19 protein-coding genes, 2 tRNA genes and 1 riboswitch are annotated in these 24194 nt (G+C 62.5%); of the genes, 13 read left to right on the top strand and 8 right to left on the bottom strand.

Annotated elements, in window-relative coordinates:
• Positions 1-20: 20 nt before the first annotated feature.
• Genes ACGKZZ_RS10775 through ACGKZZ_RS10750 form a run of 6 tightly spaced genes read left to right on the top strand, consistent with a single transcriptional unit; the run spans position 21 to position 4101 of the window.
• Entirely contained in the window at positions 21-1031 is a 1011-nt protein-coding gene (locus ACGKZZ_RS10775; RefSeq protein ID WP_411223569.1) for a FecCD family ABC transporter permease, read from the top strand.
• Positions 1028-1786, top strand: a complete 759-nt coding sequence (locus ACGKZZ_RS10770) for an ABC transporter ATP-binding protein (protein WP_411223568.1) — start codon at positions 1028-1030, stop codon at positions 1784-1786. Before ACGKZZ_RS10775 ends, ACGKZZ_RS10770 begins: the two co-directional genes overlap by 4 nt.
• Positions 1783-2406, top strand: a complete 624-nt coding sequence (locus ACGKZZ_RS10765) for a MotA/TolQ/ExbB proton channel family protein (RefSeq protein ID WP_411223567.1) — start codon at positions 1783-1785, stop codon at positions 2404-2406. Before ACGKZZ_RS10770 ends, ACGKZZ_RS10765 begins: the two co-directional genes overlap by 4 nt.
• Positions 2399-2773, top strand: a complete 375-nt coding sequence (locus ACGKZZ_RS10760) for an ExbD/TolR family protein (RefSeq protein WP_411223566.1) — start codon at positions 2399-2401, stop codon at positions 2771-2773. The genes ACGKZZ_RS10765 and ACGKZZ_RS10760 overlap by 8 nt, the downstream gene beginning before the upstream one ends.
• Positions 2770-3153 (top strand): ExbD/TolR family protein, encoded by a 384-nt coding sequence (locus ACGKZZ_RS10755; protein WP_411223565.1) that lies wholly within the window; start codon positions 2770-2772, stop codon positions 3151-3153. Before ACGKZZ_RS10760 ends, ACGKZZ_RS10755 begins: the two co-directional genes overlap by 4 nt.
• Complete coding sequence (locus ACGKZZ_RS10750; RefSeq protein WP_411223564.1) at positions 3154-4101, top strand: TonB family protein; 948 nt, start codon at positions 3154-3156, stop codon at positions 4099-4101.
• Here the strand turns inward: ACGKZZ_RS10750 and ACGKZZ_RS10745 are convergent.
• Positions 4098-5162, bottom strand: a complete 1065-nt coding sequence (locus ACGKZZ_RS10745; RefSeq protein WP_411223563.1) for an Mrp/NBP35 family ATP-binding protein — start codon at positions 5160-5162, stop codon at positions 4098-4100. The two genes, ACGKZZ_RS10750 and ACGKZZ_RS10745, sit on opposite strands and share 4 nt — an antisense overlap.
• 228 nt (positions 5163-5390) lie before the next feature.
• Here ACGKZZ_RS10745 and ACGKZZ_RS10740 point away from each other — a divergent pair, with 228 nt between their 5' ends.
• Positions 5391-5609, top strand: a complete 219-nt coding sequence (locus tag ACGKZZ_RS10740) for a DUF1127 domain-containing protein (protein ID WP_411223562.1) — start codon at positions 5391-5393, stop codon at positions 5607-5609.
• 362 nt (positions 5610-5971) lie between these two features.
• Entirely contained in the window at positions 5972-9133 is a 3162-nt protein-coding gene (locus ACGKZZ_RS10735; RefSeq protein WP_411223691.1) for a valine--tRNA ligase, read from the top strand.
• A 42-nt stretch (positions 9134-9175) separates the two neighbouring features.
• Here ACGKZZ_RS10735 and ACGKZZ_RS10730 read toward each other — a convergent pair whose 3' ends face one another.
• The 5 genes from ACGKZZ_RS10730 to ACGKZZ_RS10710 form a co-directional block, all read right to left on the bottom strand.
• The gene (locus tag ACGKZZ_RS10730; protein ID WP_411223561.1) at positions 9176-10768 is read right to left on the bottom strand and encodes a 5-guanidino-2-oxopentanoate decarboxylase; all 1593 of its coding nucleotides are present in this window, start codon (positions 10766-10768) and stop codon (positions 9176-9178) included.
• Positions 10768-12216, bottom strand: a complete 1449-nt coding sequence (locus ACGKZZ_RS10725; protein WP_411223560.1) for a TrkH family potassium uptake protein — start codon at positions 12214-12216, stop codon at positions 10768-10770. The genes ACGKZZ_RS10730 and ACGKZZ_RS10725 overlap by 1 nt, the downstream gene beginning before the upstream one ends.
• A gap of 152 nt (positions 12217-12368) precedes the next feature.
• Positions 12369-13466, bottom strand: a complete 1098-nt coding sequence (gene folE2 / locus ACGKZZ_RS10720) for a GTP cyclohydrolase FolE2 (protein WP_411223559.1) — start codon at positions 13464-13466, stop codon at positions 12369-12371.
• A 110-nt stretch (positions 13467-13576) separates the two neighbouring features.
• On the bottom strand, positions 13577-14758 hold the full coding sequence (gene metZ / locus ACGKZZ_RS10715; RefSeq protein WP_411223558.1) for an O-succinylhomoserine sulfhydrylase: 1182 nt from the start codon (positions 14756-14758) through the stop codon (positions 13577-13579).
• Positions 14759-14813: 55 nt separating this feature from the next.
• Positions 14814-14890: riboswitch (SAM riboswitch) on the bottom strand.
• Positions 14891-14984: 94 nt separating this feature from the next.
• Entirely contained in the window at positions 14985-17348 is a 2364-nt protein-coding gene (locus tag ACGKZZ_RS10710; protein ID WP_411223557.1) for an ATP-dependent helicase, read from the bottom strand.
• Positions 17349-17500: 152 nt separating this feature from the next.
• Between ACGKZZ_RS10710 and ACGKZZ_RS10705 the strand changes: the two genes are divergently transcribed.
• Both ACGKZZ_RS10705 and ACGKZZ_RS10700 read left to right on the top strand, forming a co-directional pair.
• A complete protein-coding gene (locus ACGKZZ_RS10705) occupies positions 17501-18673 on the top strand; it encodes an alpha-hydroxy acid oxidase (RefSeq protein WP_411223556.1) in 1173 nt (390 codons plus the stop codon).
• Positions 18674-18732: 59 nt separating this feature from the next.
• Positions 18733-22176 (top strand): pyruvate carboxylase, encoded by a 3444-nt coding sequence (locus ACGKZZ_RS10700; protein WP_411223555.1) that lies wholly within the window; start codon positions 18733-18735, stop codon positions 22174-22176.
• Positions 22177-22212: 36 nt separating this feature from the next.
• Here ACGKZZ_RS10700 and ACGKZZ_RS10695 read toward each other — a convergent pair whose 3' ends face one another.
• Positions 22213-22758 (bottom strand): hypothetical protein, encoded by a 546-nt coding sequence (locus ACGKZZ_RS10695; protein WP_411223554.1) that lies wholly within the window; start codon positions 22756-22758, stop codon positions 22213-22215.
• A gap of 123 nt (positions 22759-22881) precedes the next feature.
• Here ACGKZZ_RS10695 and ACGKZZ_RS10690 point away from each other — a divergent pair.
• Positions 22882-22956, top strand: a tRNA-Gly gene (locus tag ACGKZZ_RS10690).
• 22 nt (positions 22957-22978) lie between these two features.
• Positions 22979-23053 (top strand) — tRNA-Gly (locus ACGKZZ_RS10685).
• A gap of 16 nt (positions 23054-23069) precedes the next feature.
• Here the strand turns inward: ACGKZZ_RS10685 and ACGKZZ_RS10680 are convergent.
• On the bottom strand, positions 23070-23480 hold the full coding sequence (locus ACGKZZ_RS10680) for a hypothetical protein (RefSeq protein WP_411223553.1): 411 nt from the start codon (positions 23478-23480) through the stop codon (positions 23070-23072).
• 124 nt (positions 23481-23604) lie between these two features.
• Between ACGKZZ_RS10680 and hisB the strand changes: the two genes are divergently transcribed.
• On the top strand, positions 23605-24192 hold the full coding sequence (gene hisB, locus ACGKZZ_RS10675) for an imidazoleglycerol-phosphate dehydratase HisB (protein ID WP_411223552.1): 588 nt from the start codon (positions 23605-23607) through the stop codon (positions 24190-24192).
• Positions 24193-24194: the final 2 nt, after the last annotated feature.

Raw genomic sequence — 24194 nt, 5'->3', positions numbered from 1 at the left:
GCCTTGGCTCTCAATGACAGATGACTGCACCGCGCGCGGGAGACCGTAGAGTGAAACTCTTTATTGCGCTGATGGCCCTTTTCGCCGCGATGTTCATGACATCGCTGTTTGTCGGCTATGCTGCGATCCCCGTTCCGGCGGGGCTTGCCGCGCTGATGGGCCAGGGCGATCCGCTTTATGTCTCGGTGATGCAGGACATCCGCCTGCCGCGCACCTTGCTGGCGGCGATGGTCGGCGTGTCGCTCGGGCTGTCCGGGGCTGCCATGCAGGGGTTTTTGCGCAATCCCTTGGCCGAACCGGGGCTGATCGGGGTGTCGGGGTCTGCGGCGCTTGGCGCGGTGATCGCGCTGCAAACCGGCTTTGCGGGCGCGTTCCTGCTGGCATTGCCGCTCTCGGCGCTTGTCCTGGCCGCCGCCGCTGTCGGACTCATCCTGCTGCTCGCCGGGCCGCGCGGATCGTCGCTGACGCTGATCCTCGCCGGTATTGCGGTGTCGGCTTTCGCCGGCGCGCTCACGGCGCTGGCGCTCAATCTCTCACCCAACCCTTATGCGGCATCCGAGATCGTCTTCTGGATGATGGGATCGGTCGCGGATCGCGCAATGACCCATGTGGGGTTGGCGCTGCCGATCATGGCACTGGGCTGGCTGGCGCTTGCCACGCTGGGGCGTGGGCTGGACGCGCTGACGCTGGGCGAAGACGCCGCGCAGGCGCTTGGTGTCTCGCTCTCGCGGTTGCGTCTGCAATTGCTGCTCGGGACCGCCGCCGCCGTTGGCGCGGCGACCGCTGTTGCGGGCGCGGTTGGCTTTGTCGGACTGGTCGTACCCCACATCCTGCGCCGCTTTGCGCAGGGCCGCCCGTCCACTCTGCTCTGGGCGTCGGCAATCGGCGGCGCGGCGATGGTTCTGGCGGCCGACCTTGCCATCCGGCTGATCCTGCCGGAACGAGACCTGAAACTCGGCGTCGTCATGGCCTTGATCGGCGCGCCGCTGTTTTTGCACCTGATCTACAAGACCCGGAGGGAAATCGCATGACCCTTCTGAGCCTCCGCAACCTGACCGTGCGGCGCGGCGAATGTCCGGTGGTGGACACTGCCAGCCTGTCGATTAGCGCGGGCGAATGCGTCGGACTGATCGGCCCGAACGGCGCGGGCAAAACCTCGCTGTTGCGCGGTGCGCTGGGTCTGTTGCCCTTTGAAGGCACCAGCAACCTCGCCGATCTGAGCGCCCGAGACCGCGCCGCCCGTGTCGCGTGGTTGCCGCAGACGCGCGAAATCGCGTGGCCGATGACCGTTGAACGGGTCGTCGCTCTGGGCCGCCTGCCCTATCTCGCGCGGGGTGCGGGGCTGGCAGGCGCAGACCAGGACGCGGTAACCGCCGCTCTGAAGCGCATGGGTCTAACCGCGTTTCGGACGCGCCGGGCCACCGAATTGTCGGGCGGAGAGCAGGCGCGTGTGTTGATTGCCCGCACATTGGCGCAGGACACGCCGTTGCTGATGGCGGACGAACCGATCGCCGGGCTTGATCCGGCTGCCCAGATCGCGACGTTGCAGGTGTTTCAATCGCTGGCCGGTGAAGGGCGCGCGGTGCTGACCTCGTTGCACGACCTGTCGCTTGCGGCGCGCTATTGCACCCGGCTTGTCATCATCGGGTCGGGGCGGATCGTTGCCGATGGAGCGCCCCGCGACGTGCTGACACCGCGCATCCTTGCCGATGTGTTCCACCTCAAGGCCGATATCTTCGCCACACCGCAAGGCCCGGTCGTTATTCCGCTTGGAGTGTTGACATGAACCAGACAATCGAAGCCCTCAATCGCGGCGGGCCCGCGCTTTGGGTGATTGCCACGTTGAGCGTGGTGACGCTGGGCCTGATCCTGTGGAAGCTGTGGCGCTTGTCGCGGATGGGGGCATGGCGACGCGATGCGACTGAACAGGCGGTGACGCTGTGGCAAAGCGGCCAGCGCGGCAAGGCGTTGAAGGTATTGCAGCATCGCAAAGGATTGCGCGCCCGCGTCGTCAAGGCGGCGATGAACGCGGTCCGGTTTCAGGAGATCGAGGACGCCCGCAACGAGACAGCGCGCGTCGCGCGTGGGGCGTTGATGGACGCGGGCAGCGGCTTGCGCGCGCTTGACTTGATCGCGACAATTGCGCCGCTGATCGGCCTTCTTGGCACGGTTCTGGGCATGATCGAGGCGTTTCAGGCCTTGCAGGACAGCGGCGCGCGCGCCGATCCGGCGGCGCTTGCCGGTGGTATCTGGCAGGCCTTGCTGACCACCGCCGCCGGCATGGCGGTCGCCATCCCGGCTTCGATGGCGCTCAGCTGGTTTGACAGTATCAACACTCGCCTGGCCCATGATTTCGAAGATCTCGCGACCCGCGTTCTGACGGCAAAGCGGGGCCGCGATGCTTGAGCTTGGCATCATTCCACAGCGCCGCCGCATCGGATTGACGCCGATGATCGACGTGGTGTTCCTGCTTTTGGTGTTCTTCATGCTGGCCGCGCGGTTCGGCGGAACCGAGGCGATATCGCTGTCCCTTACCGGTGGCAACGATGCGCCCTATGACGGGCCGCCCCGGCTGGTGACGGTTGAGGCCGACGGTCTGCTCGTCAACGGCATTGCAAGCGACGATCCGGTCGCGGCGCTGTCTCCATTGATGGCGCGGCCTACGGACATGATCATCCTGCGCGCCGGCAATACCGTGTCCGTCCAGCGCCTGCTTGATGTGATGGGCGATCTGCGCGCTGCGGGACTGTCCAATCTGGCGGTGCTGGAATGACCAGCCTGCTGTCCCTATCTCCTCGCCCGCGCCGCGCATCGCGCGAGCCGGTGGTGCCGATGATCAACGTGGTGTTCCTGCTGTTGATCTTCTTCCTGATGACAGCGCAGATCGTGCCACCCGCCCCATTCGATCTGACGCTCCCCACGGCCGACGGCGACGAGGATGCAGGTGACGCCACGCTTTACATCTCTGCCGATGGCGACATTGCCTTCGAAGCCTTGCGCGGCGACACCGCCTTGGTGCAGGCCGCGGCCCGCACCGATACGCTGCGCCTGTCAGCCGATGCCGCGCTCAACGCGCAAACGCTTGCACGCCTGCTTGGTGAGCTTGCGGCGCTTGGCGCAACCAAGGTCGAACTGGTGACGGAGGGCGGCTGAATGCGGGTGATGGAGGTCGCGGTTTTTCTGACGGTGTCGGGCGCGTTGCATGTCGCGGCCCTGACGCTCGCCCCTCTGACCTTGGGCGAGAGCGGCGGTGGCGGAACCGACGGCGCGACTGACGTCACCCTGAGCGCAGTGACCCCAACCCTCGCCGCGATGGTCGCTGATTGGGACCGCTCCCCGGAGGTCAGCACCGCGCCGCAGCTCTCAATTCCACAAGAACAATCTGCGCCGCAGATACCAAAGCCGGAGGTATCGCCAACCCCCGGCTCACCTGTCGCAGCGTTGCCGCAACCGGAGTCCGACGCGGCCCTTCCCGCGATGGACTCGCGCCTGCCAGCCGCACCCAGGCAGCCCACTCAGACCACACTGAATGCCTTGACAGAACCAAAGACTCCAAAGGTGACACGCCCGAAAACCTCCGACCGTTCCAGCCCGGCGCAATTTGGCGCGCCGGCTCAACCAATCGCGCCGCCGTCAGCAGACCTGCCAAGCGTCGACACCGCGCCGGTCGCTTCGCTCCGCCCCGAGCCACGCCGGGCGCGGGTTGCACCAACCGTGCCACGACCGGCGCAAAAAGCGCGCGGCAACGGCGGCACGCCGGTCGCCAAATCCGCACCGGCGCGCCAGGCTCCCGCAGCCTCGGGCCCATCCAAGGCGGAGATTGCGGCCGCGCAGGCGCAATGGGGTGCGGGCATCCGCGCCGCCATCGCGCGCGCGCAGCGCTATCCGAACGGCACCCGTGCCAGCGGTGTTGCCAAGCTACAGATCACGGTCAGCCCCTCGGGCCAGACCTCGGGCGTCCGCCTCATAAGTTCCTCAGGCGATAGCCGCCTCGACCGCGCCGCGATTTCCGCAGTGACCCGCGCCCGCCTGCCCCGTGCACCAAAAGAGCTGAAGGACGCCAGCTATCGCTTCAACCTGCCGTTGTCCTTCACACGCTAGGCCATGCCGCCGTCGATCAACCGATCTGCCAGCACGGCGTAGGCGTCAGCCAACGGCCCGTCCCCGGCGGCCACTGGCACGCCGCCATCTCCGGCCAAGCGCGTATCGAGATCGAGCGGCAGTTGCGCCAACAGCGGCACATCGCGCCGCTCGGCCTCCTCGGCCACGCCACCGGCGCCGAAGATGTGGCTTTGACCCCCGCAATGAGGGCAGGTGAACACCGCCATATTCTCGATCAAGCCCAACACCGGTGTCTTCAACGTCTCGAACATATCGAGCGCCTTGCGCGCATCGAGCAAAGCCACGTCCTGTGGCGTGGACACCACGATTGCGCCCGTCACCTGCGCCTTCTGGCACAAGGTCATGGCAACATCGCCGGTGCCGGGCGGAAGATCGACGATCAACACATCCAGCGTTCCCCAGGCAACCTGTGACAACATCTGTTGCAAGGCACCCATCAACATCGGGCCGCGCCATATCACGGCCTTCTCCTCTGGCAACATCAATCCGATCGACATCACCGTCACGCCATGCGCCTGCAACGGGATGATCGTGTCGTCCTCGCTCTTGGGCCTTTCGGATACACCCATCATGCGGGGGACGCTGGGGCCGTAGATGTCGGCGTCCAGCAGCCCGACCCGCCGACCCGCGCGCGCCAGAGCAACGGCAAGGTTCGTGGACACGGTCGATTTGCCGACACCGCCCTTGCCCGAGCCCACCGCCAATATGCGTGCCACACCGGACGGCTTGATCGAGCCGGTCTGTTTCTTCGGATGTCCGCCGATCCTGACGCCGGACGGCGCCGGGGCCGCAGGGCCATGGGCGGTCAATGCAACCGACACCACGTCAACGCCAGGCAGGCTGGCCACCGCCGCCTCGGCCGCCTTGCGCACCGGTTCCATGTGGCGGGCCACCTCGGACGACGGAGCCTCGATCACGAAGCGCACAGTCGCGCCGTCAACCTGAATGGCGCGCACCAAATCGCCGGATATCAATGTCTTGCCGTCGGGAATTGCAATCTGCGACAAGGCGTTTCGCACGTCATCTACGGTCACCGTCATGTCCGCTCTCCTATCTATCACCTACCTGAGGTGGCATTCCCGGAGGTCAACTGCAACTCTCGGGCGCCATGAATGTTAGCGCTAGGCATGAACGCAGGAAAAGCAACCTCTTGCCCATGCAAATGCCGCATAGCAGCATTGAGCGAAAGGGTATTGTGCATATGCAGCAATTGCCTATCTTCCTCTCAACCGAACAGAAACAAACATAAACGAAACCGAGAATTCAAAATGGCATATCAGAGCAATCTTACCGAAGTTGCGTCGAACGGGTTCATGGATCGTCTGACCGCGCTCGTCGCGAACATCCGCGAAAAAGCCGCACGTCGCAAAATGTACCGCACAACCCTGCGCGAACTCAGCGCGCTCAGCACCCGCGAGCTTGACGATCTGGGGCTGAACCGCTCCATGCTGACACGCGTTGCTTATCAGGCGGCGTACGAACACTAGAAACAACCGGCAGGACCGGGCTGAAAAAGTCCCCTCCCGCCAACAGATCGGACGCCCTTCTCCTCCTCCCTGGGGCGCTCCGAATACGGCGGTGACACGTTTCCTCCTCCCTCGTGTCACCGCCACCCCATCCAGAGCCTAACGGCTCGAACGAGCTCGGTGCCCTCTCCTCCTCCCTGGGTGCCGATACCTGGAAACGGTGATGCCTCTCCTCCCTTGGCATCACCGTTTTTTTATATCTGCTGCGCGGGGGCCGTGTTTTCCCGACGGCTTGGCTTTTCCTTTCCCCGTCCTTTCGCTAGATGATGCGCAACAGAACACCTGTTGCCGCAGCGCGCGGCACAAGCAGCGGGACGCAACCGATGGCGATGGAAAAGAAGTTCGACGCAGGCAAGGCCGAGGATCGTATCTACAAGGCGTGGGAAGACAGTGGCGCGTTCAAGGCAGGCGCCAACGCCTCGCGCGATGAATCGTTCAGCGTGATGATCCCGCCACCCAACGTCACCGGCTCGCTCCATATGGGCCATGCGTTCAACAACACGCTTCAGGACATCCTCGTGCGCTGGCACCGGATGCGCGGGTTCGACACGCTCTGGCAGCCGGGCACCGATCATGCCGGTATCGCAACGCAGATGGTGACCGAACGCGAAATGGCCGCCAACGGAGAGCCGACGCGGGCCGAAATGGGGCGGGAGGCGTTTCTGCGCCGTGTCTGGGATCAGAAGGTCAAATCGCGCGGCACGATCATCGGGCAACTGAAGCGCCTTGGCGCGTCTTGTGACTGGTCGCGCGAGGCGTTCACGATGGGCGGTGCCACGGGTGATCCGGACAAGGGGAACGGCCCGAATTTCCACGACGCCGTGATCAAGGTCTTTGTCGATATGTATGACAAGGGACTGATCTATCGCGGCAAGCGGCTGGTGAACTGGGATCCGCATTTCGAAACCGCGATCTCCGATCTGGAGGTCGAGAACGTCGAAACGCCCGGTCACATGTGGCATTTCAAGTATCCGCTCGCCAATGGCGCGACATATACTTATGTCGAAAAGGACGAAGACGGGAACGTGCTGTTCGAGGAAGAGCGCGACTATATCTCGATCGCCACGACCCGGCCCGAAACGATGCTGGGTGACGGCGCGGTCGCGGTGCATCCGTCGGATGCGCGCTATGCGCCGATTGTCGGGCAATTGTGCGAAATTCCGGTTGGACCGAAGGAACATCGGCGCCTGATCCCCATCATCACCGACGAATACCCCGATCCGAATTTCGGCTCCGGCGCGGTCAAGATCACCGGCGCGCATGATTTCAATGACTATGGCGTGGCCAAGCGCAACGGGATTCCCTGTTACCGGCTGATGGATACACGCGGCTACATGCGCGACGACGGCGCGCCCTACACGTCCGAAGCGATCACCGCAGGTGGCGTCGCACGCGGCGAGACCGAACTGTCCGAGGCCGATGCCGACAGGCTGAATCTCGTGCCCGATCATCTGCGCGGCCTTGACCGGTTCGAGGCGCGCAAGCGTGTGGTTGAGGAAATCACTGCCGAAGGTCTGGCAGTGATGGTTCCGGTGAACGATCCGCGCCTTGGCAAACCGCAAACGCCGCTTGCGCCCGAGGAAGGCGGCGAAGCGCGGGATGACACGCTGGTGCCGCTGGTGGAATCCAAACCCATCATGCAGCCGTTCGGTGACCGCTCGAAGGTCGTGATCGAGCCGATGCTGACCGATCAATGGTTCGTCGATGCCGAAAAGATCGTCGGCCCTGCGCTGGACGCGGTGCGGTCCGGTGAGGTCAAGATCATCCCTGAATCGGGCGAAAAGACCTATTATCACTGGCTGGAGAATATCGAACCCTGGTGCATCTCGCGCCAGCTTTGGTGGGGGCATCAGATTCCGGTGTGGTACGGGTTCGACCTGTCCGGCGAGGGGTTTACCGACGACGAAGGCGACGGAGCGCTCGATCTGGTGGAAATGGGACGCTTGCTGGATGGGCAGGCGTTGCGCCGGCGCACCGACAGGCATCATGCCGCGGCCGATATCGAAGAGTTGCAGGCCAAGTTCGGGGACGTGCTGTCGGGCCTTCCGACCCCCTTGAACCATGCCCGCGTGGTCGAGGTGGACAATCGCGAGGACGCGACACATGTTCTGGCTCAGGGTCTGGCGCAATACGAGGCGAACAACCAGGATCCGACGCAGCTCGTGTATCCGGTCTGGCGAGATCCGGATGTGCTGGACACATGGTTTTCCTCCGGGCTCTGGCCGATCGGAACGCTGGGCTGGCCAGAGCAGACAGATGCGTTGAAACGCTACTTCCCGACATCCGTGCTGGTGACGGGACAGGATATTCTGTTCTTCTGGGTCGCGCGGATGATGATGATGCAGCTTGCGGTCGTGGACGAGGTGCCGTTCCGGCAGGTCTACCTGCACGGGCTGGTGCGCGACGCCAAGGGCAAGAAGATGTCCAAGAGCCTTGGCAACGTGGTCGATCCGCTTGAAATCATCGACGAATACGGTGCCGACGCGCTGCGCTTTACCAATGCGTCGATGGCGTCTCTGGGCGGGGTGCTCAAGCTCGACATGCAGCGCATTGCCGGCTATCGCAATTTCGGCACGAAGCTTTGGAACGCGGCGCGCTTTGCCGAGATGAACGGCGCGTTTTCCGGCGCGGTGCCGAGCGGTGTGCCAGAGGCAACGGCGACCGTGAACACCTGGATCATCGGTGAAACCGCCCGCGTGCGCGCCGAGGTGGACGCCGCATTGCAGGCGTATCGCTTTGATGATGCGGCCACTGCCCTTTATCGGTTCGTCTGGGGCAAGGTCTGTGACTGGTATGTCGAGTTTTCCAAACCCCTGCTTGACGACTCCGCGCCGGAACGCACCGAAACGCAGGCTGTCATGGCGTGGGTGATCGACCAGTGCCTGATCCTGCTACACCCGATCATGCCCTTCATCACCGAGGAGCTCTGGAGCGAAACCGGCCAGCGCGACACCATGCTGATCCACGCCGACTGGCCCGATTACGGGCCCGATCTGATCGACGCGCAAGCGGATCAGGAGATGAACTGGGTGATCGCTTTGATCGAATCCATCCGCTCCGCACGCCAACAAATGCATGTACCGGCGGGGCTACAACTGCCGCTGGTGGTCAAGGACATGAGCGATCAGGCCCGCGCCGCCTGGGGGCGCAACGAAACGTTGATCAAGCGTCTGGCGCGGATCGAAACGCTGGAGGAGGTTGCCAGCTTCCCCAAAGGCTGCGCGACGGTTCCCGCCGAGGGCGCGACCTTCGGGTTGCCGCTCGCCGATATCATCGACGTGAGCGCCGAAAAGGACCGTCTGGAGAAATCGGTGCAGAAGCTGGGCAAGGAAATCGGCGGTCTCAAAGGGCGGCTTCACAACCCCAAATTCGTCGAAAGCGCGCCGGACGAGGTGGTTGCCGAAACCCGTGCCAACCTTGCCGCGCGTGAGGACGAGGAGGCCAAGCTGAACGAAGCATTGGCCCGACTGGCGGAACTGGGATGAGATGTCGGGTGGGCCACTGGCCCGCCCGTCAACCCGCCTCGATCAACCCGCCAGGGCGCAGGTCATGCGGATCACCGTTGGGCTGTCCGCGTCAAGCGCCGCCAGCACGGTATCCTGTAGCGCCGCCAATGTCTCGGGTTGCTCCGCTCCGGCTCCGTAAGCGCGTGCCAGAGCTAGGAAATCTGGGTTTTTGGCAATAACGGCATTGGGTGCGATCTGGCTGCGCACCATGCTTTCCTCGATCTCGCCAAGCTTTCCGTTGTCCCAAACCAGAATGGGCAACGGCAGTCCCAATTCGACAGCGGTGCCGAGTTCCTGGATGGTGTATTGCACCCCGTAATCGCCTGCGATTGCCACCGTGGGCAGGCCCGCGCGGGCCATTGCGCCTCCGATTGCGGCGGGCAGCGCGTAGCCCAGCGTTCCGAACCCGAAGGGGTGATGCCAATGTCCCGGACGGGCCATGTCCCAGATTTCCTTTGACGCATAGGCAAACTGGGTCATGTCGGAGAAGATCATCGTGTTGTCCGGCAGCGCGGTCTGCAAAGCGTCGCTTATCGCAACAATTCCGGGGCGCTCTGCATCGACTTCGGCCCGCCAGGTCGCGCGGCGACGCCTGATGAGCGCGGCGTCCCATTTTGCGGCTTGATCCTCGGTTCGCGCCGGAATCGCGATCGACATCGCGCGCAGGAACTCGCCCGCATCCGCCAGAATGGCCGTGTCTTGCGCCGCAAGATCGCAAAAGCACTCGGGGTCAATATCGACACGGATCATCGGCGCGGTATGCCCCAAAGATGGGCGCCACAGGTCAACTTCGGACAGGGTGGTGCCGACAGCGATGACCAAATCCGCCTCGGCAGCGATGGCCGCACTGTCCTGACGGGCCAGATAACTACCAAAATGCAGCGGCGTTTCAGCGGGTACGAGACCGCGGCCCGCATAGGTCACGAACGACGCCGCACCGGTCTGGCGCAGCACATCCGGAATCGCATCGGCTGCTGCCCGCGCCCCGCCGCCAAACACGAAGAGCGGTTTCTTTGCGGCCAGAACAGCCGCCACTGCGGCATAGACATCGGCGAACCGCGCCGCAGGATAGCCGGGCCGTGGCGGCGGAGGCGGAGCGGCCTCGGCCATCGCGCCGAGGGTGTCTATGGGAACCTGAACGTGACAGGGCCGCGCCCGTGTGCTGGCGAACTGATCAAACGCCCGGTCAATCAGCGAATAAGCAGCCTCGGGCGAGCGGGCTTCGAGCGACCATGCACAAACGCAGTCTGCCGCAGCCCGTTGGTCGCGCATCTGGTGCAACTGTCCACGCTTTGCAGCGGTCTCATCAAGGCAGGACGAGATCACCAGAACCGGAACGGAATCCGAATAGGCCTGCCCCAGCGGCGTCAGGATATTGGTCAGGCCCGGCCCGGTGATGACATAGGCAACGCCGGGTTTGCCGGACGCACGCGCGTACCCGTCGGCCATGAAGCCTGCACCTTGTTCGTGCCGGGCCAGAACATGCGTGATGCCCGCTTGTTCGATGCCCCGATACAGTTCGACATTGTGAACGCCGGGAATGCCGAAAATCGTGTCGACATCGCGCTCCTTGAGCATCTGCGAAATCTGTACGCCGAGGGGTTGAAGGGTCATCACGCTCTCCAGAAGTTGACAGTGAAAATGGCATAAACCGCGAGCAATTCGAGCCGGCCAATCAGCATGCCGAATGACAGCATCCACTTTGCCGTGTCGTTCAAGCCGCCGAAATTACCCGACGGTCCGATCCTGTCACCCAGACCGGGGCCGATATTGCCGATCGCCGTCGCCGCGCCCGAGACCGACGTCGTGAGATCAAGGCCGGTCATGCCCAGACCCACCGACAGGACTCCCAGCGTGATGACAAAAAACACGAAAAACGAGATGACCGAGTTCAGGACATCCTCGGATACCGGACGGCCCTCGTAGCGGGGTGTGAAGATGCCATGAGGCGACCGCACCTTGCGCAGCTGTGCGCGCACGGACGCAAACAGCAACTGGTAGCGGAATATCTTGATCGAACACGAGGTCGACCCCGCACAGCCGCCGATCAGACCGGTGAAAAAGAACACCGATACCATGAACGCGCCCCACAGCATGTAATCCGCGCTGGCGTATCCGGTGCCGGTGATGATCGACGTGATGTTGAATGCGGCTTCGCGCAATGCCTGCTCTGGATGGTGTGGAAACGTGAGCATCAGAACCGAGGCTGCGACCGCGATCAGAATGGCAATGGTGCCGAGGAACGCGCGGATTTGGCTGTCACGCAGGATCGCGTTGTTGTTTCCGTTGACGAGCTGGACATAGCGCACAAACGGCAGCGCAGCGCAAATCATGAAGAACACGGCCACCCATTCCGCCGGTCCCGAGAAGGTCGAAAACGACGCATCGTAGTTCGAGAACCCACCGGTCGACACCGTGGTCATGGCATGGACCGTGGCATCGAACACATCCATTCCGGTCAAGACATAGCACAGGATGCACGCCAGCGTCAGGGAGAGGTAAATCGTGGAGATACTCGAGCTGATCTGCGTCGCGCGCGGCAGGATCTTGCCCATCGTGTCAAAGCTCTCGGTGCGAAAGATCTGCATACCCCCGACACGCAGTTCGGGCAGGAACACCATCGCGACCACGATGATGCCGATACCACCAAGCCATTGCAGCAGGCCGCGCCAGAGCAGGATGCCCTTGGGAAGATCGTCAAGACCGCTCAATACCGTCGATCCGGTGGTTGTCAGGCCCGACATCGCCTCGAAAAACGCATCGACAAACCGCGCGTCGGTGTCGCCAAGCACAAACGGGATCGCCCCGAAGATCGGCAGCGCCACCCATACGCCGGTGGTGAGGAGAAAGGTTTGCTGGATCGAAAGCCCTTCGCGCACCCCGTTGGAGCAGGCCAGCGCGATCAATCCCCCTGAAAACATGGTCAGGATCGAGCTTTGAAGGAAGACATGCCATTCACCCCGCCCCTCGGCCAGATCGACCAGAAGCGGCAACAGCATCGTGGCCCCCAGAACGGTCACAAGCAGGCCGATCACATATGCTACGGGGCGCAGGTCGAACATGGCGCTAGCGTTGAACCCGTACCCGCAAGGTGTCAAGCATCCGCGGCACGTTCGGGATCATGTGTGGTGCGATCTGCTTTTCGCTACGACGGACCCGCAAACTCACGCGAAATCTCAGCGTATCGCGCAGGCCTGCCGCCTTTCGCATGGATCTAGCCGACGTGGAACAGCGTCGAAAACAGCTTCGGATCCAGACTGTCGGCGGCAAAGAGATCGCCTTCTGTCAGGACCGACACCGCGTCGTGACTGTGCAGGCTTTCCTGATGGCTGGCCAGAACACGGTAATCGCCGACGCGCGGGTCGGCTTGCAGGCGTTCCGCGAAAAGCCGGGCAGCATCCTCGACGAAAATCGGGTTCGCAGCGTTCAGTTCCGCAAACGCCTGTTCGTCCTCGCGCTTGACCATCACTTGCGTCTCGGTGGGCACGGCGCCGCGGCACATGTCGATGAGGTCTTCGAACCAGAGGCATTTGCCGTCCTTCACTTCAACGGAAATCCGCGCGACCGAGCGCTGCGAATGCGGCGTTGCCAATTGCCCCCGCTCCCGCCGCGCATGTTCACTGAGTTCGAGCGAGCACGGGCAGGTCGAGCTGTAGACGTAATCCAGATGCATGATGCTGCGCCGCACGCCGTCGAAATCCACCAGTTCCAGCGCGATGTCGTAATACTGGAAGCCCGACAACCCGGATCGCAGGCTGTCGACCTTCATCGGAAAGGACAGGCGCATGTTGATGCGGGCGTCAAATGACTCCAGATCGCTCTTGTAATCGTCAAGCGCCGCTTCGATCACGCCAAAGCTGAAGGTCTTGTCGGCATGCACATAAAACGACCGCATGATGCGGCTCATGTTGATGCCCTTCTTGTCGGCCTCAAGACTGACAGTTCCGGTCACGCTTGTTTCCAGCGTCAAATCGCCATTGTCACGGGTGTGGTAGTGGATCGGCAGGCGAAAGTTCGAGATGCCGACATGCTGGATCCCTCGGTTCGCGCCCCGGATCGAGGCGGAAGGTCCATTCTGCAAATCCGGCAAGCCAGCCTTGTACGCTGCATCAACTGCAAACGCCTCGGGATAGTCGCGGGTGAAGTCGGGGTAGCGGTTGCTGGCCCCACGCTCCAATCCAAGCGCGGACGCGTCGGGAAGATCAACATCATCGGGCGAAGCCGCGGACGCCCATCGCCGCAACACCGCCAAGGCGGCTTCGGCCTCCTCGCGGCTGGGAGCGTCTTCGATGTCGGGCGTCTGAATGTTCATCCGCAGGCCCCTTTCACGTCTGGTCCTGCCTTATAACATAAGAGGCCAGCGCAGCTTTTCCACACCAATTCGACGCTGTCACAATGGACAAGCGGGGCGCTCAGGTGGCGTCAGCCGACTTCATTCAATGCCGACAGGAGATCCTCGATCAGATCGTCGGTATCCTCGATCCCCACAGACAGGCGCACCAGCCCGTCACCGATACCCAGCGCCGCGCGATGGTCCGGCGTCAAGCGTTGGTGTGTGGTGGTGGCAGGATGTGTGACGATGCTTTTCGCATCCCCGAGATTGTTGGAAATGATGATGATCTCGAGCGCATTGAGAAAGCGGAACGCGCCCTCTTTGCCGCCCGCCACCTCGATGGCCAACATGGTTCCGCCCGACCCCAATTGGCGCTGCGCGAGTTCTGCCTGGCGATGCGACGCGAGGCCGGGATAGATCACGGTCTCAAGCGCGCCATGCCCATCCAGCGCCTCGGCGATGGCCTGCGCGGATTGCGCCTGCGCGCGCACCCGAAGATCGAGCGTTTCAAGCCCCTTGAGTTGAACCCACGCGGTAAACGGAGACATCGCGCCGCCGGTGTGTTTCATGTAGGGCTCAACCACCGAGCGGATGTGGTCCTGCGTTCCCAGGATGATCCCACCCAAGGTGCGCCCCTGCCCGTCGATATGTTTGGTCGAGGAATAGATCAGGACATCCGCGCCTTGCGACACGGCGTCGGAGAATACAGGCGTGGAAAACACGTTGTCGACCACGACAAGCGCGCCCTGCGCATGTGCGATTCTCGACACCGCTTCAATATCGACAAGTTCCAGTGTCGGATTGGACATGGACTCAAAGAACACCGCCTTGGTGTCGGGGCGCACCGCAGCGCGCCATTGCTCCAGATCCGCACCGTCCACCAGCGTCACCTCAACACCGAACCGCGGCAGGATCTCGTCAACGATGTAAAGGCACGATCCGAACAACGCGCGCGCTGACACCAGATGATCGCCCGCCCTGAGCATCGACACCAGCGCGCCATTGACCGCCGCCATGCCGCTTGCGGTTGCAAACGCGTCTTCGGCCCCCTCCAGCAACGCCATGCGTTCCTCGAACATCGCAACGGTCGGATTGCCGTAGCGCGCATAGATATATTCGTCAGGGCCGGACTTGATAAATCGTTGTTCGGCTTGTTCGGCACTGTCGTAGACAAACCCCTGGGTGAGGAAAATCGCCTCGCTCACCTCGTTCCACTGGCTGCGCCTTGTGCCGCCATGAACCAGTCGGGTGCGCGGTTTCTTGTCTTTCATGTGTTTCACCTTTCAGGCCACGCCCAATAATAAAGCCCCGTTTCGGCCAAGCGAAAGGGGCTTTCGGCGGGCCTTTTAGCGGAATGTTTAACGTGGCCCGCAATCCGGTAACAAATCGCCACGAATTTCGTTTATCGCCTCGTATGAAACAGGTCAAGAACGGCAGCACCGGCTTCTTTGGGCACAAAATACCTCGGAGGTCTGGAGGCAGAGCCTCCAGCGCGCTCTAAAACGGCACATCGTCTGCCGGACAGATAAACCGCGCCACGACCTTTTTCAGTCCGGCCTTGTCGAACGCGATCTCGAGCTTGTCGCCTTCGATGCCCTGCACGGCGCCGTAGCCGAATTTCTGGTGAAACACCCGTTCCCCGATCGCGTAAGACGACACGGCAGTGGCGTCGATCACCGTGTGGCGCGCTTCGGTTGGTTGTGACACGGGGCGCTGCGCCGAGCGTGCCTGAAGCCGTTTCCAGCCCGGCGAATTGTAGACATTTGCGCTGGCGGCCTTTTCGTGCAGGTCCGATCCCGCCATGGTTTGCGTCACCGGAGACGCCATGCCCGCCGCACCATAACCACCACCATAGAGCCCCGGCGGGGTCAGTATGTCGATATGAGTCTCGTCCAGTTCGTCGATAAAGCGCGACGGCAGGGCCGATTGCCATTGCCCGAACACCCGACGGTTGGCGGCGAACGAGATCGTGCACACCTCTTCGGCGCGCGTGATGCCGACATAGGCCAGACGGCGTTCCTCTTCCAAGCCTTTCAGCCCACTCTCATCCATGCTGCGCTGGGACGGAAACAACCCGTCTTCCCAGCCCGGCAGGAACACCACGGGAAATTCCAGCCCTTTGGCGGCGTGCAGCGTCATGACCGACACTTTCTCGCCATCGCCGCCCTTGTCGTTGTCCATGATCAGGCTGACATGCTCAAGGAAGCCTTGCAGATTCTCGAATTCTTCCAGCGCCTTGACCAGTTCCTTGAGGTTTTCCAGCCGCCCCGGCGCTTCGGGGGTCTTGTCGTTCTGCCACATCGCGGTATAGCCGCTTTCGTCCAGCACTTGCCCGGCAAGTTCAACGTGTTCGACATCGCCGGTCATACGGCCCCATCGTGCCAGATCGTCCACCAACCGGCGCAGTTCGGTGGCGCCTTTTCCCTTGATCAGCCCCTGTTCGACGGCCAGCCGCGCACCCTCGACCAAACTGACGCCATTGGCGCGGGCCACCGTCTGTATGGTCTGCTGCGCCTTGTCGCCAAGGCCGCGTTTTGGCGTGTTGACCACCCGTTCGAAAGCGAGATCGTCCTCGGGGCTGACGACGATCCGGAAATAGGCCATCGCGTCGCGGATTTCCAAACGCTCGTAAAAGCGCGGCCCACCGATCACGCGATAGGGCAGACCAATGGTCAGGAACCGGTCCTCGAAGGCGCGCATCTGGTGGCTGGCGCGGACGAGAATTGCCATGTTATCCAGACCGAAAGCGGACATCCCTCGGGTGCCGCGCTGCATCGCCTCGATCTCTTCACCGATCCAGCGGGCCTCTTCCTCGCCATCCCAATGGCCGATCAGGCGAACCTTCTCGCCGTCCTGCTCCTCGGTCCAGAGCGTTTTGCCCAAGCGCCCCTGATTGCCCGAAATCACAGAGGATGCAGCCGCGAGAATATGCGGGGTGGAGCGGTAGTTCTGTTCCAGCCGCACCACATGCGCGCCCTCGAAATCCTTTTCGAATCGCAGGATGTTGCCCACTTCCGCGCCGCGCCAACCATAGATCGACTGGTCATCGTCACCCACGCAGCAGATGTTTTTATGCGCCCGCGCAAGCAGGCGCAGCCACAGATATTGGGCGACGTTGGTGTCCTGATACTCGTCGACGAGAATGTATTTGAACCAGCGCTGGTACTGCTCGAGCACGTCGGGATGCGCCTGAAATATTGTCACGACGTGCAAGAGCAGATCACCGAAATCCACCGCGTTCAGCTCTTTCAGCCGCGCCTGATATTGCGCGTAGAGCTTTGGCCCTTCGTGGTTATACGCGCCCGCGTCAGCAGCCGGCACCTTGTCCGGCGTGAGCGCGCGGTTCTTCCAGTTGTCGATGATCCCGGCAAGCTGCCGCGCCGGCCAGCGTTTGTCGTCGATGCCCGCCGCGCGCACGAGTTGCTTGAGCAGGCGCAACTGATCGTCGGTATCCAGAATCGTGAAGTTCGATTTCAGCCCCGCCAGTTCCGCATGGCGGCGCAAGAGCTTCACGCAGATCGAATGGAACGTGCCGAGCCACGGCATCCCCTCGACGGTTTCGCCAAGCAGGCGGCCCACACGCTCTTTCATCTCGCGTGCGGCCTTGTTGGTGAAAGTCACGGCCAGAATTTCGTTCGGACGGGCGCGCCCGGTGTTCAAAAGATGCACGATCCGCGTCGTCAGCGCCTTGGTCTTGCCGGTCCCTGCACCGGCCAGCATCAGGACGGGGCCATCCATCGTCTCCACCGCCAGCCGCTGCGCGGGGTTGAGATCGTCCAGATAGGGCTGAGGGCGCGCCGCCATGGCGCGGGCGGAGAGGCTGGCGTTCTCGAACGCGTCCATTTCATCGAAGCTGCTCATGGCGGGCAAGATAGCGCCGCTTGCGCCGGAGTTAAAGATGTTCCGATAATGTTCACATCTCCAAAGCTGTATTTTGCCCGCGTGAACCACGCATGATTTGCCAAAAATCCGGTGCTGGACAAACCGTGCGGCATGACAACAAATGCAAATCTATGGATTACCACGCCAAATACCCCGCAATCAGTGACCTCAAGGCCCGTGCCAGGCGACGCATACCGAAATTCGTTTGGGAATACCTCGACAGCGCCACCGGCACCGAAGCAACGCTGCGCCGCAATCGTGCGGCTTTGGATCATCTGTTGTTTACCCCGTCGATCCTGCACGGCGAGATTGCCACGGATTTGAGCACCACGTTGTGCGGCCAGAGCTATCAATTGCCGTTCGGGATCAGCCCGGTCGGCATGTCGGGGCTGATGTGGCCCGATGCGGAACGCAAGCTGGCCGCAGCGGCAACCGGGGCGGGTATTCCTTACTCCATCTCGACAGTTGCCACCCGCACACCTGAAGAGGTCGCGCCGCATCTGAACGGCAATGGCTGGTTCCAGATGTATCCGCCCCGCGATGAGGGCATCCGCACCAACATGCTCAAACGTGCGCGCGATGCAGGGTTCACCACGCTGATTCTGACCGTCGATGTGCCGGTGCCGTCGCGCCGCGAGCGTCAGGTCCGGTCCGGCCTCACAACGCCGCCCCGGCTGACGCCCCGGCTTTTGGCTCAGGTGGCGATGCGGCCTGTCTGGGCCATGGGCACGGCGAAACTCGGGATGCCGCGGATGCGGCTGATCGACGATTACGCGGGCCAACTGACGGGGCTGAGTTCGACGCAACATGCAGGCTATCTGCTGCGCACGTCGCCAGATTGGGACTATCTGCGATGGCTGCGCGACGCTTGGGAAGGCGCGTTTTTCGTCAAGGGGGTGTTGAACCCCGACGATGCTGCGCCCTTGGAGAAGGCCGGAGTGGATGCGATCTGGCTGTCCAATCACGCCGGTCGCCAATTTGACGCGTCCCCTGCCCCGATCGAGGTGTTGCCCGCGATGCGCGACGCGACCTCCCTGCCCCTGATCCTGGACAGCGGCATCGAAGGCGGGCTTGATATTCTGCGCGCCATCGCGCTTGGCGCGGATTTCGTGATGCTGGGCCGTGCATGGCATTATGCGCTTGCCGCATTGGGCGAGGACGGGCCTGCGCATCTGGCGGACCTTTTGCGCAAGGACATGGAGTCCAACCTTGGCCAACTTGGCGTGAGCCGCCCTGTTGATTTGCGCGGACAGGCCCGCTGGGCACCGCCCACGTCGGCTTGGCCTCCGCGCCTGCCCGGTTGAGATCGGGCGCGATTCTATCTAGTTACCGCTAACACATGAACATATCAGGACGCCCCGCCATGCCCGATTTCAAGAAGATCCTCATCGCCAATCGCGGCGAAATCGCCATCCGCATCATGCGCGCGGCCAACGAGATGGGCAAGAAGACCGTCGCGGTCTATGCCGAAGAGGACAAGCTGGGCCTGCATCGGTTCAAGGCGGACGAGGCCTACCGGATCGGCGAGGATCTGGGGCCGGTCGCTGCGTATCTGTCGATTGACGAGATCATCCGCGTCGCCAGACTATCGGGCGCGGATGCGGTGCACCCCGGCTACGGCCTGCTGTCAGAGAACCCCGATCTGGTGGACGCTTGCGTCGCCAACGGCATCACCTTCATCGGACCACGCGCCGAAACGATGCGCGCCCTGGGCGACAAGGCGAGCGCGCGCAAGGTGGCGGTTGAGGCCGGTGTGCCGGTCATCCCCGCGACCGAGGTTCTGGGCGACGATTGGGACGCCATCGCGCGCGAGGCCGAAGAAATCGGCTATCCGCTGATGCTCAAGGCAAGCTGGGGCGGCGGTGGACGCGGGATGCGCCCGATCGAGGGACCGGACGAGCTCAAGGAAAAGGTGCTTGAAGGGCGGCGCGAGGCCGAAGCGGCGTTTGGCAATGGCGAGGGGTATCTGGAAAAGATGATCACCCGCGCCCGTCACGTCGAGGTGCAGATCCTCGGCGACAAGCAAGGCAACATCTATCACCTTTACGAGCGTGACTGCTCGGTCCAGCGCCGCAACCAGAAGGTCGTCGAACGCGCCCCCGCGCCCTATCTTTCCGAGTCGCAGCGCGAGGAGATTTGCGAGTTGGGCCGCAAGCTTTGCGCCCATGTGAATTACGAATGTGCCGGCACCGTGGAATTCCTGATGGATATGGATGACGGCAAGTTCTACTTCATCGAGGTGAATCCGCGCGTGCAGGTGGAACATACCGTCACCGAGGAGGTGACCGGCATCGACATTGTGCAGGCGCAGATCATGATCGCCGAGGGTAAATCGCTGGCCGAGGCCACCGGCAAGGCCAGCCAGTATGACATCCGCCTGAACGGCCACGCCTTGCAGACGCGGATCACCACCGAGGATCCGCAGAACAATTTCATCCCCGATTATGGCCGCATCGCCGCCTATCGCGTCGCCACCGGAAATGGCGTGCGGCTTGATGGCGGCACGGCCTATTCCGGCGCGGTGATCACGCGCTTTTACGATTCGCTTCTGGAGAAGGTCACCACCTGGGCACAGACGCCGGAAAAGGCGATCGCGCGGATGGACCGGGCGCTGCGCGAGTTCCGGATTCGCGGTCTCAGCACCAATATCTCCTTCGTGGAAAACCTGCTCAAGCACCCGACGTTCCTCAACAACCAGTACCACACCAAGTTCATCGACGAGACGCCAGAGCTCTTTCAGTTCACCAAGCGCCGCGACCGCGCGACCAAGGTGCTGACTTATATCGCCGACATCACCGTCAACGGGCATCCCGAGGTTGCGGGCCGCCCGCGCCCGGCGGACGATCTCAAGTCCCCGCGCCTGCCGAAACTGCGTACCGACACGCCACCCGACGGCACCAAGACGCTGCTGGACCGCGAAGGCCCGCAGGCCGTGGCCGACTGGATGGCAGCGCAAAAACAGGTGCTGATCACCGACACCACCATGCGCGACGGGCACCAGTCCTTGCTGGCCACCCGGATGCGCTCGATCGACATGATCAAGGTCGCGCCCGCCTATGCCGCCAACCTGCCGCAACTGTTCAGCGTCGAGTGCTGGGGCGGCGCCACGTTCGATGTGGCGTACCGGTTTTTGCAGGAATGCCCGTGGCAACGCCTGCGCGACCTGCGCGCGGCGATGCCGAACCTGATGACGCAGATGCTTTTGCGCGGCGCGAACGGGGTGGGATATACGAATTACCCCGACAATGTGGTGCAGTTCTTTGTCAAACAGGCGGCCGAGACCGGCGTTGATCTGTTCCGCGTGTTCGACAGCCTCAACTGGGTCGAAAACATGCGCGTCGCGATGGATGCGGTGCTTGATACCGGCCGCGTTCTTGAAGGCACGATCTGCTATACCGGCGATCTCAACGACCCGGACCGCTCCAAATACGATCTGAAATACTATGTCCAGATGGGCAAGGAGCTGCGCGATGCGGGTTCGCACATTCTCGGCCTGAAGGACATGGCGGGCTTGCTCAAACCCGCCGCCGCAGGTCCGCTCATCACGGCGCTGAAAGAAGAGGTCGGCCTGCCGGTCCACTTCCACACGCACGACACGTCAGGTGCGGGCATCGCCACGATCATGGCGGCCTCTGCCGCTGGTGTGGACGCGGTCGATGCGGCGATGGATGCGCTGTCGGGCAACACCTCGCAACCGACCCTCGGATCGGTTGTCGAAGTGCTGGAGCACACCGAGCGCGCCACCGGTCTCGACGTCTCGGCCATCCGCGAAATCAGCAACTACTGGGAGGGCGTGCGCGGCCAATACGCGGCGTTCGAGAGCGGCCAGCAGGCGCCCGCCTCCGAGGTGTACTTGCACGAGATGCCCGGCGGGCAGTTCACCAACCTCAAGGCGCAGGCGCGCTCCTTGGGTCTTGAGGAGCGCTGGCACGAGGTCGCGCAGACCTATGCCGACGTGAACCGCATGTTCGGCGATATCGTCAAGGTCACGCCGTCCTCGAAAGTGGTGGGCGACATGGCGTTGATGATGGTGAGTCAGGGGCTGACCCGCGCCGAAGTCGAAGACCCCGATGTCGATCTGAGTTTCCCCGACAGCGTCATCGACATGATGCGCGGCAATCTCGGCCAGCCTCCGGGCGGATGGCCCAAGGCGATTCAGAAGAAGGTGCTCAAATCCGAGAAACCCTTCACCGACCGCCCCGGCAAGCATGCGGCGCCCGTCAATATTGACGAAACACGCACCGTCTTGAAATCCGAGCTCGAAGGCCGCAGCATCGACGACGAGGATTTGAACGGATACCTGATGTATCCCAAGGTGTTCCTTGATTACATGGGCCGCCATCGCAGCTATGGCCCGGTGCGCACCCTGCCGACCAGAACCTTCTTTTACGGCATGGAACCAGGCGAAGGCATCAGCGTCGAGATCGACCCCGGCAAGACGCTCGAGATCCAGATGCAAACCGTGGGCGAGACGAACGAGGACGGCGACGTCAAGGTGTTCTTCGAGCTCAACGGTCAGGCGCGCACGATCCGGGTGGCGAACCGCAAGATCAAGGCCACGACCGCGGCGCGGCCCAAGGCCGAGACCGGCAATCCGGACCATATCGGCGCGCCAATGCCCGGAGTGGTCGCCAGCGTTGCGGTGCGGCAGGGCCAGAAGGTCAAGGTGGGCGATCTGCTGCTGACGATCGAGGCGATGAAGATGGAAACCGGGTTGCACGCGGAGAAGGACGCCGTGGTCAAGGCGGTGCATGTGTCGCCTGCGGCGCAGATTGATGCGAAGGATCTGTTGGTGGAGTTGGAATAATCGATTTCCGCGTGTGGAAAAGGACGGGTTCGGCGGCTATTTGCGCTGAATCCACTCCTTGAGCCGTGACAGAAGACGGCTTGACCACGGCAGAAGCACATAGCTGATGAGTGCGACGTTCACTGCAATCAGCAGGGTTTTCTCGACCAGCGCAGGGATGGTCTGCGGCAGCAGAAACGTGGCAATGAAGTCGAGAATTGTGCTGTTGAGAACGATCCAGAAAATCAGGATCAACACGATCTCGATCTTCGACACTCTAGATTTGGGTTCGATCAGAGCCGCCAGTTCATCGAACTGCGTGTGTTTCGTCATTTCCTGTGGAAATTTATCGAGTTCGGCCAAAGTCTCGGCGCGTGCTTCCGAGCGTTCCCAGCTTTCCCTTGAAACGCGCGAATCAAACGCAAATACCGTGACCAACTCGCAAAGGTCGCCGCTTTGCGACAGGCTGTTCTGCTCACCCAGATAACCGCGATGCCGCGCCGCCGCGTCCTGCAAACGGTGCAGCGACGTTTCGATGTCCGTCTTGTAATCTGCCCGGAAACGGCGAACGGTGACGGACAGGACCGGATTGACGTCGGGCATAGCTGATCTTCCCCTGGATCAAAGAGACATAACGCTAGCGCGAAATCCAGAAACAGTGGACAGAAATTTCCTCTTGCACCCCGCCCCAACACCCACTAAATCCGCCCATACCAGATTGGCAGCGCGGGCGTAGCTCAGGGGTAGAGCATAACCTTGCCAAGGTTAGGGTCGGGCGTTCGAATCGCCTCGCCCGCTCCAATCCGGACAGAACGATGGCAGCGCGGGCGTAGCTCAGGGGTAGAGCATAACCTTGCCAAGGTTAGGGTCGGGCGTTCGAATCGCCTCGCCCGCTCCATCGGTTCTTTTTTTCGTCACGACATCGCGCTTTTCCGCCACAGCCGCATCACCGGAAACAGCGCAAAGGCCACTTGTGCCAGCAATCCAAGCGCCGATCTTGGCGTGGCGTAAAGCGCAACGTGCTCTGCCAATGTCCGGTCCGCCATCCAGACCGACACGGCAACCTCGCCGGCGAGGACGCAGGCCAGCGCAACCCCTCCCATGATCAGCCTCTCGGGCCAGCGCGCAGGTACGGACAAGCGGCGAACCAGCGTCGCGCAGATCATCCAGGACGCGGCGAGGATCACCGGGATCTCAAGCGCGACAGCCGGGATCTCGCCGATAGCGGGATGCAGCACGAGCGTGCGCAGCACACCCAACAGGAAGCCGAGGAAAAAGACACTCAGCCCGTAAGCGAGCCCGGCGGCGATTGAGGGAACGGTCATGACGGTGTCCGGTTTTCAAGGAGTCGACAGCAGAACGTCACCTGATGTCAACCTGCGCATCGCGGCTTGGCGCAACGGCAAAGCCGGCCTATAAGGCCGTGAATACGCCCAAGGATACAGCATAATGCGCAACGCGACCGTCACCCGCACTACGGCAGAGACCGAGATCCGCGTGGAGATCAATCTCGACGGCACCGGAACCTATGACAACCAGACCGGCGTCGGCTTCTTCGATCACATGCTTGATCAGTTGGCGCGCCACTCGCTGATCGACATGACAATCCGCGCCACCGGCGATCTGCATATCGACGACCATCATACGGTCGAGGATACCGGCATTGCACTCGGTCAGGCGCTCTCAAAGGCAGTGGGTGACAAGAAAGGGATCGTCCGCTACGGCGCGTGCCTTTTGCCGATGGACGACGCGCTGGTGCGTGCGGCGCTTGATCTTTCAGCGCGGCCGTTTCTGGTGTGGAACGTTGATCTGCCCACCGGCAAGATCGGCACGTTCGACACCGAACTGGTGCGCGAATTCTTTCAGGCGCTGTCCACCCACGGCGGCGTCACGCTGCATGTCGACTGCCTGCATGGGATCAACAGCCACCATATCGCCGAGGCGGCGTTCAAGGCCGTCGCGCGCGCCCTGCGCGACGCGCTCGAGGTCGATCCGCGCAAATCCGATGCGATCCCGTCCACTAAGGGCGCGCTTTAGGC

This window comes from Marivita sp. S2033 (genome assembly GCF_046592965.1).
Classification (GTDB): domain Bacteria; phylum Pseudomonadota; class Alphaproteobacteria; order Rhodobacterales; family Rhodobacteraceae; genus Marivita.
The sequence above is the reverse complement of the archived record's forward strand: the minus strand, read 5'-3'. Positions and strand labels throughout refer to the sequence as shown.